This is a genomic window from Streptococcus parasanguinis (genome assembly GCF_901875555.1).
Lineage (GTDB): Bacteria > Bacillota > Bacilli > Lactobacillales > Streptococcaceae > Streptococcus > Streptococcus parasanguinis_H.
On record NZ_CABFMD010000002.1, the window covers coordinates 63051 to 80199 of the forward strand.

General features: G+C 39.9%; 15 protein-coding genes and 1 pseudogene. 1 reads left to right on the forward strand and 15 read right to left on the reverse strand.

What is annotated here, in order from left to right; translation table 11 throughout:
- Nucleotides 1-14: 14 nt before the first annotated feature.
- The 15 genes and pseudogenes from JX304_RS00765 to JX304_RS00835 all read right to left on the reverse strand — a co-directional run.
- Entirely contained in the window at nt 15-1445 is a 1431-nt protein-coding gene (locus JX304_RS00765; protein WP_205010827.1) for a zinc-ribbon domain-containing protein, read from the reverse strand.
- Between the two features lie 16 nt (nt 1446-1461).
- On the reverse strand, nt 1462-2289 hold the full coding sequence (locus JX304_RS00770) for an ABC transporter permease (RefSeq protein WP_205010828.1): 828 nt from the start codon (nt 2287-2289) through the stop codon (nt 1462-1464).
- Nucleotides 2279-3619 (reverse strand): ATP-binding cassette domain-containing protein, encoded by a 1341-nt coding sequence (locus tag JX304_RS00775; RefSeq protein WP_205010829.1) that lies wholly within the window; start codon nt 3617-3619, stop codon nt 2279-2281. The genes JX304_RS00770 and JX304_RS00775 overlap by 11 nt, the downstream gene beginning before the upstream one ends.
- Nucleotides 3620-3731: 112 nt before the next feature.
- Complete coding sequence (locus tag JX304_RS00780) at nt 3732-4070, reverse strand: ATP cone domain-containing protein (RefSeq protein ID WP_003001449.1); 339 nt, start codon at nt 4068-4070, stop codon at nt 3732-3734.
- 140 nt (nt 4071-4210) lie between these two features.
- Entirely contained in the window at nt 4211-4825 is a 615-nt protein-coding gene (locus JX304_RS00785) for a hypothetical protein (protein ID WP_205010830.1), read from the reverse strand.
- Between the two features lie 20 nt (nt 4826-4845).
- Nucleotides 4846-5781 carry a 4-hydroxy-tetrahydrodipicolinate synthase gene (dapA, locus tag JX304_RS00790; protein ID WP_205010831.1) on the reverse strand — a complete coding sequence of 312 codons (936 nt, stop codon included), beginning with the start codon at nt 5779-5781 and terminating at the stop codon, nt 4846-4848.
- A 301-nt stretch (nt 5782-6082) separates the two neighbouring features.
- Nucleotides 6083-7159 (reverse strand): aspartate-semialdehyde dehydrogenase, encoded by a 1077-nt coding sequence (locus JX304_RS00795; RefSeq protein ID WP_205010832.1) that lies wholly within the window; start codon nt 7157-7159, stop codon nt 6083-6085.
- Nucleotides 7160-7490: 331 nt separating this feature from the next.
- Entirely contained in the window at nt 7491-9065 is a 1575-nt protein-coding gene (gene cls, locus JX304_RS00800; protein WP_205010833.1) for a cardiolipin synthase, read from the reverse strand.
- Between the two features lie 133 nt (nt 9066-9198).
- Nucleotides 9199-9708, reverse strand: a complete 510-nt coding sequence (locus tag JX304_RS00805; protein WP_205010834.1) for a GNAT family N-acetyltransferase — start codon at nt 9706-9708, stop codon at nt 9199-9201.
- Nucleotides 9709-9852: 144 nt separating this feature from the next.
- On the reverse strand, nt 9853-11631 hold the full coding sequence (locus tag JX304_RS00810) for an ABC transporter ATP-binding protein (protein ID WP_205010835.1): 1779 nt from the start codon (nt 11629-11631) through the stop codon (nt 9853-9855).
- A 13-nt stretch (nt 11632-11644) separates the two neighbouring features.
- Complete coding sequence (locus JX304_RS00815; protein WP_205010836.1) at nt 11645-13381, reverse strand: ABC transporter ATP-binding protein; 1737 nt, start codon at nt 13379-13381, stop codon at nt 11645-11647.
- 177 nt (nt 13382-13558) lie between these two features.
- Nucleotides 13559-14011, reverse strand: a complete 453-nt coding sequence (locus JX304_RS00820) for a hypothetical protein (protein WP_205010837.1) — start codon at nt 14009-14011, stop codon at nt 13559-13561.
- A 217-nt stretch (nt 14012-14228) separates the two neighbouring features.
- Nucleotides 14229-15338: a Gfo/Idh/MocA family protein gene (locus JX304_RS00825; RefSeq protein ID WP_205010838.1), complete on the reverse strand. Its 1110-nt coding sequence runs from the start codon at nt 15336-15338 to the stop codon at nt 14229-14231.
- A gap of 20 nt (nt 15339-15358) precedes the next feature.
- Nucleotides 15359-15817 carry a YhcH/YjgK/YiaL family protein gene (locus JX304_RS00830; protein ID WP_205010839.1) on the reverse strand — a complete coding sequence of 153 codons (459 nt, stop codon included), beginning with the start codon at nt 15815-15817 and terminating at the stop codon, nt 15359-15361.
- Between the two features lie 25 nt (nt 15818-15842).
- Nucleotides 15843-16307: pseudogene (locus tag JX304_RS00835) on the reverse strand (sodium:solute symporter); the annotation flags it as partial.
- Nucleotides 16308-16638: 331 nt separating this feature from the next.
- On the opposite strand from JX304_RS00835, the gene JX304_RS00840 reads away from it, so the two are divergent.
- Nucleotides 16639-17149, forward strand: a 511-nt coding sequence (locus tag JX304_RS00840) for an IS30 family transposase (protein ID WP_205010840.1), incomplete at its 3' end; no start/stop codon positions are given.

Consider the following 17149-nt stretch of genomic DNA (forward strand, 5'->3'; position numbering starts at 1 on the left):
ACTTCATTTTTGCATTATTCCGTCCAATTGATCAACGATTTCAATTGATCGTCCATTGTATAGGTATAGGTGTCGATATTTCTAGTAAAGTAGTTCTTCAAGTCATTCTCATCAGACATGCTTTGGAAGTCGTACTTCTTAGCATTTTTCTCAAAGGTTTGAATGGTTTTTCCAGGTTTTTTATGAACGTTGGCTTTTCCATGGTTTTCGACCTGTTCAATAACCGCTATCTTTGAAATGACAAAATAACTTGTTTTTGATTTACCATAAGATGTATTGGTAATAGAGTATACATAGACCAATTGAGGGATTTTGGAATCAAATGTACCTCCCCAATCAACTCCATCTTTGATTGCTGCAAAAGCCATCCCTTCAAATTTTGGAAGGTCTTTATAGTTTCGGTCAGCCGCATAAGCCTTTGCTGCATCCTCTACATTCTTAGAGATGGCTTCTTGTGTATCCTCATCCACTTTTGACAAGGAAGTCACATAAGCCCCTTCCTCAAAATCAGCCAAGGTAACCTTGTATTTCTTACTGTCTTTTCCTTTCTCAACAGTTTTACCATCTTTTTTCAATGCATTTTTTCCACTTTCATTGAGACGAATTTCGATTTCGTCACCAACTGCAATAGGATCATTGCTTGATACTTCTTTACCGTTCAGATAATAATCAAATGGGAAGCCATAGTTAGCCGTTGCTTTTGCAACAATGTCTAGATCTTTTCCTTCAAATTGTGATGGTTTTGATAAACTTCCATTTGGAGAAATGCCCTTAATTTTTGGATAAAAACCCTTAAAGGGGTCAGCACCTACAAGCGGGATTAGATCTGCCTCTTGAGTTACAGATGTACCAGTAAAGTGAAGGCCAGGTATCATGTCTTCAAGATCACTCTTATCGTAAAGTAATTTGACCGTAATTTTATCGTGATTGTTTAGATTCTTTTGCTTCTCTACCTTGATCAGTTCATCTCCTTTATAAACACTAAATCCCACTTTTGAAACTAGCTGATCGATATTGTAGTTTGAACTCTCAGTATTCAAGCCTTCTGCTTCTATCTTTTTCTTGATATCCCGATCTAAATGTTCCTTATTTAAACTAACTGACTTTTCAACAATATAGCCTTCACCATCAGTTCCTTCAAATTTTAGCTTTACGTAGTCCTCTAAATTAATAGTGTCACTGCTGCTACGGTTTAATAAGAAATAACCCGCAACAGTAATGACAGCAAGAAGGACAAAGATCCCTGCTAAAATTCCTTTAACGTTTCTTTTTGGTTTTTTAGGTGCTGGGGCTTGAGTTGGACTTGGCCCTAATTGCACTGTCTTTGGTTTAAAAGCAACAGCTTTTGGTTCAGCTTGTGCAGCTACTTGAACTTTAGCTCCACACTTAGAACAAAAGGCATCACCAGCATTGATAGGTGCCTGGCAATTGGTACAGTTTTTCATAAATCTCTCCTTATTTTCATCGAGCGTCCTTACGGACAGAAGTCAATACGAGGGAAGTTGCGACCATAAATAGAGCTGCAAAAGCAAGCAAGACTCCCCAATTTCCAAGAATCGCAAGTAGATCATAAGCATAGGTTCCTACCCCATCTTTTTGATAAACTTGCCAGTCAGTATGACCTTGAGACGGGACCATATTATTCATATTTGCAATCCGAAAGAAGGCCGTTGTTCCCCATCTCGTAATAGTCGCATGTGAGATCCATACTAAAAACGGAATTTTCTCATCCAAGGATTGAAGAAAATTGGAAAACAGCAATTGAACCATCAATACCAGCGGCATGGCTGTCATCGCTTGGGATGATTTTTTAACAAAGGCTGAAATCAATAAGGCCAACATATCTGAAGTAAAGATCACTAAAAACAAAGTGATCCCCAAAAGAAATATCTCGCTACCGTTTCCTTGGATACGTGGATAGCGCACAACAATGGTTCCAATCATTAAGATCGCTTCCGCAAAACAAAGCACCAACTCTGTTAGCACGCGGGCCGTCACATAAGAAGGTAAGGACAAACCTTTAATTTGGTACTCAAACTTGATGACTTTTCGCTCGTTACAAATACTGGTCACTGAATTAAAGAGACCAATCCAGAGTGCTGCAGAAATAAACATAATCGAAGAAGTTCTTGTAATATGGTATTTATCAAAAACTTCATTGGCATCAAAAGCGATCGAAATGATGAAAGGAAGAAGAATCGCTTCTAACACAAAAAATAGAGATTTTTTATTGAGAAGGAGTCGAAGGAATTTTCTAAAATAAATCGAGACTTGCTTCTTATCCAGCATGGCCACCTCTCCTTTCATTTTCAAACCATTGAACATATTGGTCAACAAGAGCTGCATTTTCAGCACCTGAAATTTTATGGACGATTTCTTCTAAACTATTAGCTGCAAAGACTTTCAGGGCATTGTCTACAGAGCCAAAGTAACACAGTCTACCACAGCCTTCCGAACTCTTTCCGACCACCATGACCTTATCAAAAAGATGACGAATACGATCGGGCGTATGCGTGATGACACATAAGATCTTTCCTTCATCTGTAATCTCTCTCAATGTGGTCATGACCTCCATGACCATGCTTCCATCGACACCTGAATCCGGCTCATCCATAAAGAGGATTTCAGGGCGCGTGATGTATTCCATGGCAATCGTGAGTTTTTTCTTTTGTCCACCGGATAGAGAAGAGCACTTGGATCCTTTGACAGATTCTAAATCCAGCTTTTTCAGAACAGATAGCACTTCTTCTTTTCGAAGTTCAGGATTGTCTGCTAACTCGGATGGGCCGTAGAGCTTTGCTGCATCTTCTAGATTCTTATAGACCGTGTCTTCCATTCGGTAATGCTCATCCGGAGATTGAGGAGCCAGGGTGATGACCCCTTGTTTCTTCTCATGATTTAACAGATCCACCCCATTAAAATAAGCACTGGTATTTGAATGAACAAGTCCTGTCACTGCTTCCATAAAGGTTGATTTTCCAGCACCAGATCCACCCAGAATGAGTATCATCTCCTTAGGCTTAAATTCTACTTGAATATCCTTGAGGATTGTTTTACGGTTTAAGAGATTTCCGACTGTTACATCTTGAATAGCAATCGTTAGTGATGAATGAGAAAACTGCGACCCCTCAGCAGATGATTGAGAAGAACTGACAGGTCCTGTTTGAAGCTCTTGGTAAATAACTTGTTCTCCCAGTCGCACAACCAACTGATCAGATAAGATGGCACAATCAATTGAAGCAAGCGAGGACAGATCCATCGGAAAAGCATCTTTTGCAATGGTCTTCCACTCAAGAGATTGCATTTCAAAAATAATGAATTTTGACCGAAAAACATGGCCATCGGCGTCACAAAGGTGGATAATGGAGCGGTGATTTAATCGAGCCCGTCCATTAGTCGAGTAGGTGACACCATCCACCTCGATCATCCCAGATAAACACTCAAAATACCATTGATCATTTAGAAAATGAAAACTGGCTATAGAAGGGGACTGAAAATCATCAGCCAAATGCAAATCTGCCTGACTTTCTTGAGAGATACCATCAACGCTTAAGCCATCAAAAAGTGGAATAGCGGTGAATTCCTGATTGAGATAGGTATAGATGGTTGGATTCTGCATGCATGTAGACCTTTCAAAATAAACGAATTTGCTAGACAGTCAAAACCACCCTATGGATGGGTGGTTCAAACATTATGGCATATACTCCACGAGCGATTTTCTAGCTAGTAGCTTAGCGAATTTGCTCAAAATGCAAATGAACGGCAATATGGTCACCATAGCCACTACGCTCCAAATCGCGTTGCAAGCGATATGAAATGTAGTGTTCTGCAATGGTAATATAGCCTGCTCCTAGCAAACGTTGTTCCACTAATGATTGGATCATACTGATGGTTGCGCGTTCTACTTGGGCTTCATCCAAGTCCATGGCAACTTTCTTGGTCACTTGAGCTAGGTTTTGTCGCAAATCATCTGTCAAAACATAGACAACTTGCGCAGCTTTCAAAATAGCTTGGTAAATTTTATCTGGGTTGAATTCAACCACTTCTCCACTACGTTTAATGACTTCCATCGGAGTCTCCTTTATTTTAAATTTTCATGAATACTCCATTTCCCTTAGAAAGAAATGAAGACCTACTACTTTATTATATAATTTTTTTGCCAAGAATCAAAGCTCTTTTCAGGAATCATTGTGGTTGATTGGATAAAAAACTAACGATCACTTTTCTCCATGACCACCTCTTCTTTTTTATAGCTGTAGGTCAATCTCCAAAGATGGTCAGAGACATGGTCCAAACGGAAAGTCTTCAAAATCTTCTTCAGAGGTAACTTCTCCATCTCTACTTTTCTAAGAAGTTCCACGAGTAGTTCACCACCAGCATTGACAGCAATCAGCTGATCTTCGTCACTATCATATTGGAGAAGGACTGTTTTAGTCGGTTTATAGAGAACATTATAGAGATTATAGGCTCTATCAATTTCAAAATGTTTATCCTTGTCAGCTTCTCTTGAGTAGCGGTGTATTGTAAGCGGCCCGATTTGAAAAGCCCCTGCTAAACTAAAAACAAATCCTAAAGCCGCTATCGATTCCCAAAGAAGATTGAGTAGCTTGGAATCGAAGTCAAATATGAAATGAACTAGGAACAAAATAATTCCTGTACCAAATCCAATTAAAAGTAAGAGTGCACCGATGCATCCAGCTTTTTCGCCTGCTTTAATGGTCGGTTTATCGTAGATTATCACACCTTCTAACTTTTCAAGACTATGACGTTCTTTAAATTTTTCTAGTTCAGATTTTTCTGAATCCGTTTTCTCTATCTCTGACATACATTCCTCATGACATTTTTTTAATAATCCGGTCTTAAAACACCTGTAATGATCTCTTTGGTTGCATGGTAATCCCCATCTACTACCACCTTGATGATGCGTTTCGCTTCTTCTGCCGGTGCTGGTACCAAGGGCAAACGAGTGGGACCAGCTTCAAACCCCATATAGTTTAAGACAGCTTTGACAGGAGCTGGACTCGGATAAGAGAAGAGAGCATTGACTTTAGGGATAAATTGACGTTGAATGGCCGCAGCCTTTTTAATATCATTGTGTTCAATGGCTTGGAACATCTCATACATCTCATCTCCATTTGTATGAGAAGCTACTGAAATCACCCCATCAGCCCCAAGGTTCATAGCGTGGAAAGCATCTCCGTCTTCCCCCGTATAGACTAGAAATTCTTCTGGCTTGTGTTCAATCAAGTAGGCCATATTGGCAAGGGTTGTACACTCTTTAACCCCAATAATATTTGGGTGTTGAGCCAATCGAAGCATGGTTTCAGGTGTCATTTCCACTACCACTCGCCCTGGAATATTGTAGATAATAATTGGAAGATTGGATGCATCCGCAATGGCTTTAAAGTGTTGATACATTCCTTCTTGAGATGGTTTGTTGTAGTAAGGGACGATAGCCAATCCTGCTGCAAAGCCACCAAAGGAATCTACTTCTTTGACGAACTCGATCGAATCGCGAGTTTCATTGGTTCCGACACCAGCGATCAAAGGAACCCGACCATTGACAATCTTTTGAACGGCCGCAAAGAGTTCCAATTCCTCATCGTGGGTTAGGGTTGGACTTTCCGCAGTCGTACCAGCCAAGAGAATCCCATCTGTATGATGAGCCAGGAGGTGCTCGATCAAGGCAGGAAGGGCATCAAAGTTAATGGTTCCATCTTCATGGAAAGGGGTGATAAATGCAGTGATGATTTTACAATCTTTTAAATCGTTATAAGACATAGAAAAACCTTTCTCTATATAAGAAAGAGGCTGGGGCATCCTTGCCTTTGCCTCATGATCTGTTCATAAAACAAGTTGATTTGCTAGGTAGCTAAGGAAGAAATCAAACTCTTCGAGTTACTGATTTCTGAATCGTGACGCAGTGGTTGATTGGAACTACTCATGTTTGCAACATTCGTACTTCCTAATCAACTGTGCGGGGGGAGTATAAAAGTCCTGTGGACTTTTATAGCCTGAGCCTTAAATCATAAAAGCGAAGGAGAAATCAAACTCTTCGAGTTACTGATTTCTGTTTTGCTCCCTATTTCAATTCAAATTTCAATTCAGCTGTTGGGCGTACAAGTCCACGTTCATGAAGGGTTTCTGCAATTTGGACTGAATTCCAAGCGGCACCTTTAAGGAGATTATCTGAAACCACCCACATGTGGATTCCTTTTTCAGCATCCAAGTCTTTACGGATACGTCCAACGAAGGTATCACGTGAACCGACAGCATTAACTGCTTGTGGGTAGATTTGGTGTGCAACATCATCTTCAAGAACAGCACCTGGGAAGGCAGCAATCGCCGCTTTCACTTCGTCAATTGGAGCTACTTCTTTTGTTTCAATGTAAACCGACTCAGAGTGAGCTGACAAGACCGGAATCCGCACGCAGGTTGCCGATACGGCAATGCTATCATCTTCCATGATTTTCTTGGTTTCGTTTGTCATCTTCATTTCTTCGTAAGTATAGTCGTTTTCAGTGAAGACGTCGATTTGAGCCAAAGCGTTAAAGGCGATTGGGTAGTGCTTCTTATCGCCACCACATGGTAAGATATTCGCTTGGACATCACGTGGATTAACACCATCATTTAATACTTCTTTCAACTCACGTTGGGTTTCAAGAATGGCACCCATACCAGCTCCTGATACAGCTTGGTAAGTGGACACAATGATTCGGTCCAAGCCCCATTTTTGGCGAACTGGCTCAAGAGCGACCATCATTTGAATAGTTGAGCAGTTAGGGCAAGAGATGATTCCATTGTGAGCATCAAGCGCATGTGCATTCACTTCAGGAACAACCAATGGGACGTCTGGATTTTGACGGAAATAAGAAGTGTTATCCACCACTACTGCGCCTGCTTTTACAGCGTATGGTGCATATTTAGCAGATGTCGAACCACCAGCTGAGAAAAGGGCAATATCAACCCCTTCAAAAGCATCTTCAGTCGTTTCCTCGATGGTCACATCTTGACCTTTGAATTGCAAGACTTTTCCTGCAGAACGTGCAGACGCAAGGTAGCGAATCTTATCGATTGGAAGACTTGATTCTTCCAACATTTTGATCATTTGTGCACCAACGGCACCTGTGGCACCGACAACAGCAACTGTATATCCCATAGTTAATCCTCTTTCAAAATTTTCTAAAAATTGAGTATTTGTACTATTATACAACTTTTTAGCATAAATGAAAAGTCCTGAAGGCACAAAAAAATCCTGATCCGAAGATCAGGATTCGAGGCACCTTTCGGTGAGAGCAGCCGGTTCACACAACTACTCAAGGTCCGCTCCTGCGTTACAATTGAATGTAGACCTCCTCAGCGCAAAAGGCTCCTAAGAACCAATCGACTCATCGCATGTGACTATTATAGCATAATAGATCACAGAGTCAAGCGGTTGATTTATACAAATACTTTCTTACTTCCCTCATGCTAATATAACTACTCCTATATTACATCAAAGGGCCAAACAAAGAAAAAAGATAACCACTCAAACGATGAACTAGAGGCATTTTAGACAAACTTTCCAAGGTGACTTCCTCAGAAATAGCTTGGGTGTCCTCAAAATCCTGAACAATTTTGAGCACTTCTAGATTTTTATAAAAATAAACCCCATTTTCAAAATTTTGATAAAGACTTCGGTAGTCTGTGTTAATAGTACCTACAACAGCTTGTTGGTCGTCAGAAACATAAACTTTAGCATGGACAAAACCTGGCGTATAGCGGAAAATACGAACGCCAGCATCCAACAAGACTTTAAAGTAAGTAGTAGCAATGTCAAAGGCATACTGTTTATCAGGAATCCCTGGCATAATAATACGGACGTCCACACCTCGTATGGCCGCAAAGGTCATAGCTCTTACGAGTTCATCATCCAAAATTAGATAAGGGGTCATAATATGGACGTAATCAGTTGACGTATTCAGAAGATGTAAGTAAACATTTTCTGCAACCTTGTGATAGGTCAGGGGCGAATTGCCGTAAGGGAGAACAAAGCCTTGACTCTCTCTTTTTTGAGGTTTTTCTTGGAGATATCGCTCCATATCAGCTGGATCTTCTACTCCAGTCACTGACCACATGGTCAAAAAGAGAGCCTTGAGAGTTTGCACAGCTGAGCCGTCTAATCGAATCGCAGTATCCTTCCAATGACCAAAACGCTCTCGTTTATTGACATACTCATCAGCAATATTAACGCCACCGGTATAACCAACTTGACCATCAATTACTGTAATTTTTCGATGGTCTCTGTAATTGTAGTAAGTTGAGAGAATTGGCTTAATTGGTGAGAAGGTCTGAGCTTTAATACCAACCTTGTGTAACCTCTCGATATAATCGTAGGACAAGGTGGTCATCTCATTCATCCCATCAAACATAACACGGACATCCAGTCCTGCCTTAGCCTTCTCCTCCAAGATGGTTAATATCTCACCCCACATGATACCTTCATCAATGATGAAATACTCCATGAAGATGTACTGTTCAGCCTTTTTCAAATCCTCTAACAAAGCCGGAAGCATTTCATCTCCAAGTGGGAAATAGGTAACATTGGTGTTTCCGTAGATAGAAAACTGAGCCGGACTCTGCTCCAGAAAATAAGCCAAACGCTGTAATTGACGATCACTATGAGATAAATAATCTGCAACTTCTGGATCAGTACTCAAATAGTCGGAAGCTTGCTGAGTAGCTTCCACAAGACTCTTTTTCAAACGTCTAACACCAAAATCAGCGAGAGAAAAGTAGAGCAGAGCTGTCCCAAAAATTGGAAAGAGAGCAATGATAATCAACCAAGATAGTTTGGAACGGGAGTCCATGGAACGATTAAGCAAATAAAAGAAGGTAAAGACACTCAACAAGTGTTCCCATAAAATAATGGATGGGAAATGCTCTTGTAGGCTAACATAAGAATAGATTAGGAAGGCAAGTTCAAGACAGAAAAAAAGGAAAATAGGTACCTTGCGATTAAGCAGGATTTTTGCCCATTTAGAAGGCTTCTGAGGCAATAGTCGGGCACTTATTTCTTGGGACATATAGGCTCCTTTGGCATAAAGAATTGGCTCACAGTTCAGAGCTCTTTCTACGATTTCTCAACTATTAGTATCATTCTAGCATGGGTACATTACATAGTCAATTTGTAAACTTTGATCAGATATTTCTATCCTTCTACCATATTTTTCTGACAGGCCCATCCAAGGTCTTTTGCATCCAGACGATATCATGCCACTGATTAAATTTAAAACCAATCTTTGGGAAATGAGCGACTTGGACATACCCTCGCTTTTTATGCATGGAAATGCTGGCTTCATTAGGAACTGCGATACAAGCCAAGAAACGAAGATAACCACGTGCTTTCAGCTCCTCTTCTAAAGCTTCATAAAGAGCTGATCCAATCCCTTTTCCACGCGTCTCTTTAGCGACATAAATAGATAATTCCACAGTCCAATCATAGGCAGCGCGTGCATAATAGGTGGAAGCATAGGCATAGCCCACAACTTTCCCTTCAACTACTGCGACCAAATAAGGAAATTGAGCCAGCGTTTTTGTGATGCGCCTTTCGAATTCCTGAACAGTCGGCACATCAACCTCAAAGGTAATGGCTGTCTCTGTCACATAAGGTTGGTAAATGGCCCGAATGGCCTTCGCATCAGCTAGCTGAACAGAACGAATGATCATGGTATCTCCTTTTTCGAATACTCCTAGTATAACGAGAAGCCCAGCAACTGTCAATGAAGGACCGTAATGAACTGATAGTTTTACTTTTTAGCAAAAAGAATGATATAGAAAAAGGTTGAGGAATCTGGTCTCAACCTCCTTAGCTTATTCAGCTTCTTTATTTGAAAATTGGCTATTGTAGAGCTCATAGTAGAAGCCCTTGTCTGCCAATAAGGATTGGTGGTTCCCTTGCTCAATGATTTGTCCATCTTTGAGGACAAGAATTTTATCTGCTTCTTGAATAGTAGACAAGCGGTGAGCAATAACAAAGCTGGTCCGCCCTTTCATCAAATTCTTCATAGCTTTTTGAATCAAGAGCTCTAAACGCGTATCGACAGAAGACGTCGCTTCATCCAAAATCAAAATCTTAGGATCAGCAAGGAGTGCACGCGCAATCGTTAGGAGTTGCTTTTGACCTAGAGAAATATTGCTAGACTCCTGGTTCATTTCCATATTGTAACCACCAGGAAGTGTCCGGATAAAGTGATCGACATTGGCAGCCTTTGCAGCTTCAATAATTTCTTCATCCGTTGCTTCTAGGTTACCAAAGCGAAGATTTTCTTTGATGGTTCCCTCGTACAACCAAGCATCCTGAAGTACCATCCCAAATTGCCTACGGTAATCTTGGCGAGACAGATGGCGAATATCATGACCATCCACCGTAATCGATCCCGCAGTCACATCGTAAAAGCGCATGAGCAGATTAATCAGGGTTGTTTTCCCTGCTCCGGTAGGTCCGACAATAGCCACCATTTCTCCTGGTTTGACTTCTAGATTGAAATCACGAATCAAGGGTTTATCCGCTACATATTGGAAATCAACATGTTTAAAGCTAACTTGCCCTGTCAAATCTCCAGAGAGTGTTTCTGTCACATCTGCCACTTCATCTGGTTCATCCATGACTTGGAAAATCCGATCTAGTGACGATTTGGCACTTTGGAGTTGGCCGGCTAATTGGGTCAAGTTTTGAATGGGTTGATTGATCTGCCAGACATATTGAACGAAGGCTTGCATATTCCCGACTGTCAAACGCCCCGCTAACACTTGCAAGCCCCCCATCAAAGCGATCATCAGATAGGTCAAATCTGAAATTCCATTTAAAATCGGCATCATTAAACCGGAAATGAAGTTGGCCTTGAATCCTACCTTTTGTAGGTGATGGGTAATATCATGAAACTCTTCCTGGGAAGATTTTTCTCGGACATAGAGCTTGAGGACATTAAAGCCTGTTAAATTTTCTTGAACGAAGCCGTTCATTGCCCCCAAAACATCTGCCTGCTCCTTAAAGTAAGGCTGAGATTTTTTCATGATAAATCGAGCACTGAAATAAGTGATCGGAATGGACAAGATGACCACTAGCCCCAATTGGATATTTAAGTACAAGACCATGCTGATGACAAAGAGCAAGGTAAAGATAGCATTGACGATTTGTAAAAAGGACTGTTGCAAGGCATTAGAGACGGTTTCGACATCGCTAGTAAAACGTCCAAGCAAATCTCCAAACTGATGCCGGTCAAAATAAGAAACCGGAATATGATTGATTTTATGAGACAAATCATTTCGCATGTCCTGAACGGTTTTTTGAACAGCATTGGTCATGAAATAGTTGGAATAATAAGATCCCAACTCATAGAGGACCCCACGGAATAGATAGAGCGTCATAATGATAGCGATGTAGGAAGTATTCAGACTAGCCCCTGCAAGGCCTTTTGCCATATCCATGAGATTCTTGGTTAACTCCGTAATGGCAAGTCCCAAAACAAAGGGTTCGACAACACTCATGATGACACTTAGGATTTTTAAGAAAATGGACAAGCAAACTTCCAAGCGATATGCTCTCAAGTAAGTCCATAGTCTACTAAAACTGTTTTGTTCTTGTTTCATCTGCTTCTCCTTTCTATTCCTCTGTTAATGATGGACTATCGAGCTGCGAATTAGCGATTTCACGATAGATTTCATTACTTTCCATCAATTCATCGTGGGTTCCGCGACCGACGATCTCCCCTTGATCCAAGACAATAATTTGATCCGCATCCATAATGGTTCCCACACGTTGCGCCACGATCAAGACGGTAGCATCTCCTGTAACTTCTTTCAGACGCTTCCGCAAAGTGGCATCCGTCTTGTAGTCCAAGGCAGAGAAGGAATCATCAAAAATAAAGACATCTGGATCTTTGACAACAGCACGAGCAATGGACAAACGTTGTTTTTGACCACCTGATAGGTTACTTCCGCCTTCTGCCAAATGCGTGTCAAAACGTTCCTCACGACTGTCAATAAATTCCTTTGCTTGGGAAATATCTGCTGCTTGTTCTAGCTCTTCTACGGATGCATCTTCTTTCCCATAACGAAGGTTTTCCGCAATGGTTCCTGTAAAGAGTAAGGCTTTTTGCGGAATAAACCCAATCTTTTGACGAAGGGCTTTCAGATTGTAGTCACGAACATCCACTCCATCGACCAAAATTTTCCCTAGGGTGACATCATAGAATCGAGGTATTAACTGTACCAGCGACGATTTCCCAGAACCCGTCGAGCCGATAAAGGCAATGGTTTCACCAGGTTTGGCCTGAAAGGAAATGTTGTGAAGAACCGGACTCTCCGTCTCACCTGGATAGGCAAAGGTGACATTATCAAATTCCAAATAGCCACGAGATGCTGTCTCTGTGACACCATTCTCATTCGGATCAATCGAAATGGGCATGTCCATGATTTCCTTGAGACGACGGCTAGAAACCGCTGTACGAGGATACATGGTGAAGAGATTGGCTAGGAAAAGGAAGGACAGAAGCGCGTGGAAGCTATACTCAATAAAGGCAACCAAATCCCCAATTTTGAGACTTCCGTCATGAAGAGGATCCAAGGCAAACCAGACAATCGCTACAATCATAGCAATGATGATCTGCACAAACAGGGGTTCAGTCAAACCGGTTAATTTAAACAATTTATTCGAGTTTACTGCATAGACTTCATTTTCAGTTGCAAATTTGTCCTCTTGGAATTCTTCGCGGGCAAAGGCACGAATCACTCGGAGACCTGTTAAATTTTCACGCGCAAACTGATTGAGATGGTCCAGGGTCTTTTGTTGCTTCTCAGAAAGTGGACGGGTTTTGACTGCTACATACCAGACAACGACAGCAAGAAAGGGTACAGATACTGCTACAATCCATGCTAGAGAAGGACTGGTTGTCAGAATCAAGAGAACACTGGAAACCATCATCAAGGGAGTGATAACACCCATCTTCAGCATAGAATCCGCAAACTGCATCAAAACAAAGGCATCCGAAGTCAAGCGAGTGACCAATGACGACACCCCAATTTGCTCATACTCGCGATGCGAGTACTCCTGTAACTTGGCATAGAGGTCATTACGCATATCGCGCACCATGGTCGTCGTTAGCTGGCCAACCGCGTAAGATAAGATAATCCGGCCTACAATCCCAAGCAAAATAATCGCAAACATGACCCAGCCCCAGAAATAAAGCCGATCCACATCACGTGGGTTAATCCCCTCATCAATCATGCGAGCCAGAATCGTTGGCAAACCTAAATTGACAATGACAAAAAGGATGGCTGAAAATAGATTCAGGGCTAGCCACTTGGGATACTTTTTCAAGTAAGACCAAATATATTGCATAGATGATTCTCCTTTTCCATAAATAATTTCCTAAATCACACAGAAAAGAGGGAGCGAGACGAAATCATTTTCAAAGAAAATCATTCCTGCCCCAGTCCCATCTGTAGTCTCATTCATTATACCAAACCAGTCATAAAAGTAAAGCAAAAGAGCAAGTTTCCCCGCTCTCCAGTTGCTTTATTTCGTGCGTTTGAATTTAGCATTTTTAAGAAGCGACGATGCAAATTGATTCGTAGATTCTTGATCTTTTGTAAAGCTAAATGTCAGGGTATCTCCATTAATCTTATATCTAACCTTATCACCTTTGTCTTCTAGCGCACCAATTGTTTTAGTTTTTTGATTAACTTTAATTTCTGTTGAATCTGTAGTTTTATGGCCTGGTCTTTTAGTTTTAATAGTTAAATATCCCTCTGAATCGTTAATTTCAACTGATAATTCTAAGGAATATTTATTATTTAAAGAATCAATATCCGAAGCAGATGCGCCTTGCTCTTTAAGAATTTTCTTCATCTCTGCTTTAGATGGTTTGTAAACATAGGTTCCATTATCGCCTTTTGCAGCACAAGCTACAAGAAGTATTGCTACAAAAACTGCGATGAAAGCCAAAAAAATCTGTTTTAAGTTTTTCATAACTTCTCCTTATTTCTTAGAGTATCCTTATTATATCAACAAATGAGACAGATCTCAATGAAAAATCTAATGATACTAATCCTGTAAAAGCATAAAAGAAAGAATGCACAAAAAAACCGAGGCCCAGCCTCGGTTTTCATTCTTTCTTAAATGAGTTGTATCACAGAACTTTAGAAATTATATAATGACAAGAATTTACTCTTCTGTTTTACAATAGTTAAGCATTTGTGATTTCTGAAAGACTTACTTTTCGATCTTCTTTAACTGATAAAGTACATGCATCAGCGGTAGCGATTGATTCTAAAGCAGCTACACCATTGAGAAGTTTTTCATATTCTTCTGTAATTTCTCCACCTTTAATGATGTCATGTAGATATTCCATTTCTTTATCAATACATGTTTGTAACCATAATGGGCAACGTACTCCTGGTTTACCGTACGCAATTGCTCCATCCATACCACGACCGGTATAGATAGCTGTACGGTCATCATCTTCCTCTTGAGTTTCATGTACTAAGAAGTGTGATTCTCCTTCACCTTTAACACGAAGAGTACCTCCAGTATTGAACAAGTCAAGTTTGATAGCTCCTTCAGTTCCTTGAATCAAGACGTAGTGTTCACCCCAACGAAAAGCATTACCATATTCCAAAACAGCATAACGATCATCAGAGTATTCTAGGTTTACAATGAGCATATCATCTTCATCACCAAAGTTTTCACCTTTATGATATACATTGCCTCCTACCATTGTCGCTTTTTCAGGAAGTCCTCCCATGATGAACTGAATGCAATCTAATTCATGAATATGGTGGTACAAATGTCCTCCAGATTGAGAACGAAGTTTCTTCCATGATACAGTTGGTTGTTGTTCTTCCCAACCTGTACGAGCGGCATGGCAATAAAGAACTTTACCGATTTTACCTTGAGTAATCAATTCTTTAGCATGGTGTACACCATTAAAGAAGTTCATGATGTGACCAGCCATAAAGATAACATTACTTTCTTTACATGCGTCAACCATGGCTTTACAATCTTCATAAGACAATGCAATTGGCTTTTCACAAAATACGTGTTTGCCATGTTGAGCAGCTTTCACAACAGGTTCACGGTGAAGGTAGCTAGGTGAAGCTACGATCACACAATCAATATCTTCACGTGCTACAAGTTCATCTAAACTTGCACAAACATCTGATCCCAACTCTTGAGCAACTTCTTCTCCATGATTTGGGTCAAATACCGCAACCACTTTTGCATCTTCAATTTTGTTCATTGAGCGAGCCAAATCAGCTCCAAAATATCCAGCTCCAACAATACCGTAATTTACCATAATTTTTATCCTCTTTTTATTTATTTTTCCTCGTTTAAAACTTTGATAACAATTTTTTTTACAGTTTCATCATTGCAATGAATCTTTGGTTGGTGAAGATCTTCTTCAAAAGTCACCAACATATTCCCTGGAAGCAATTCAACAATTTGATAGTCTTTGCTATCGTAAAAAGCAATATCCTTCTCTTCGCTAAAAGATACACGTGACTGAGCACGGACTGGGGAAGTTACTGCCATTTTTTCTGTATTTTCAACAACAATATGAATATCTAAATATTTCTTATGAGTTTCAAAAATATCTCCTGGAACTCCATCAGCTAGATAAGTCATACAATTTGCAAAAACATTTTCCCCGTCAATATCAATTTTTCCATCAACTAAATCTGTCAAATTTGTATTTTCTAAAAAATCACAGACTTTTGAAAAATGTTTATTGACAGAAGCATATCGTCTAAAATCAGATTGTTCAGAAATAATCATATTATTTTCTCTTTTCTATTAGTGACTAGTGACGAACTTCCCAACTTGAATCCGCTTTAATTTCTGAAATATCATGAATCGTTGTATATTTAGGTGCAGATACTTTATTTTCAGTAAGAACAGATACAATATAACCTGAAACTACTGATACAGAAATTGAAATCAATGAATATGCCCAGTAGCTAACAGCTGTTGGAGGAAGGAAGTATTTAATAAATACCATAACGATGGTTGATACAATCAGCGCTGCATTAGCACCTTGTTTATTTGTTTTTTTAGAAATAAAACCAAGAATGAATACACCACCAAGTAGACCAAGTACAAGTCCCATGAAACTATTGAACCATTCGTATGCAGATTTAATATCTGAATGAGCCATGATAATGGAAACAACAATTGAGAATAAACCTACTGCTAGAGATACGAATTGTGCAATATTCGTACGACGATCGTCTGACATATTTTTAGAAATAACATCTTGAATATCCAATTGCAGTAACATATTTGCTCCTTTGTTAAAGTAAACGTTTACATTCTTTATTTTAGCACTTATCTTTTTTTTTCAATATTTTTCATGATTTAGAAAATAGTTTCTAATTTATTTCATCTTATAACAGAACAACAAATATAAAAATATAACAATTTTTATTCTTTTTATTTGTATTTTATGTCTTGCAAGAACATTTGTCGACGTCAATATGTTCATATATACCTATTTTATTAATTTGATAAATTGTAAAATATAGTGCAACAAAAAGACTCATAGCGTTTCATTGGTGTAAACTGTAAGGAACCACACAAACAGAACCTGAGGAAAAACTATGAGCTACTCCCATCTTACCAAAACCGACAGAATAAAGATAGAAACTTACTTGGAATTAGGTTTGAAATCTTGCCAAATTGCAAGTAAACTTGGTGTCCATAAGTCTACTATTTCAAGAGAGGTAAGTCGATGCCAAAATGGTTATTCCGCAGCCTTAGCACAGGAACAGTACGATCACAGGGCAAAGCAAAAAGGTCTAAAGTCTTGTTTGACACCAAAATTGAAAAAGGAAATTGAGAACTGTTTAAAACATTCCTGGTCACCTGAACAGATTTGTGGTCGCTATCAGCTTGAACAAAAGCCAATGGTAGCTTTTAAAACCATCTATAACTGGCTCTATGCTGGTTTGATTGATCTGAATTTAAACGTCCTTCGTCGTAAAGGAAAAACTCGACAGCCCAAAGAAACACGTGGGACATTTAGGATTGGCACGTCGATTGCCAAACGTCCTAAAGAGGTCCGAAATCGTGAGACCTTTGGTCACTGGGAGCTCGATACTGTGGTGTCTT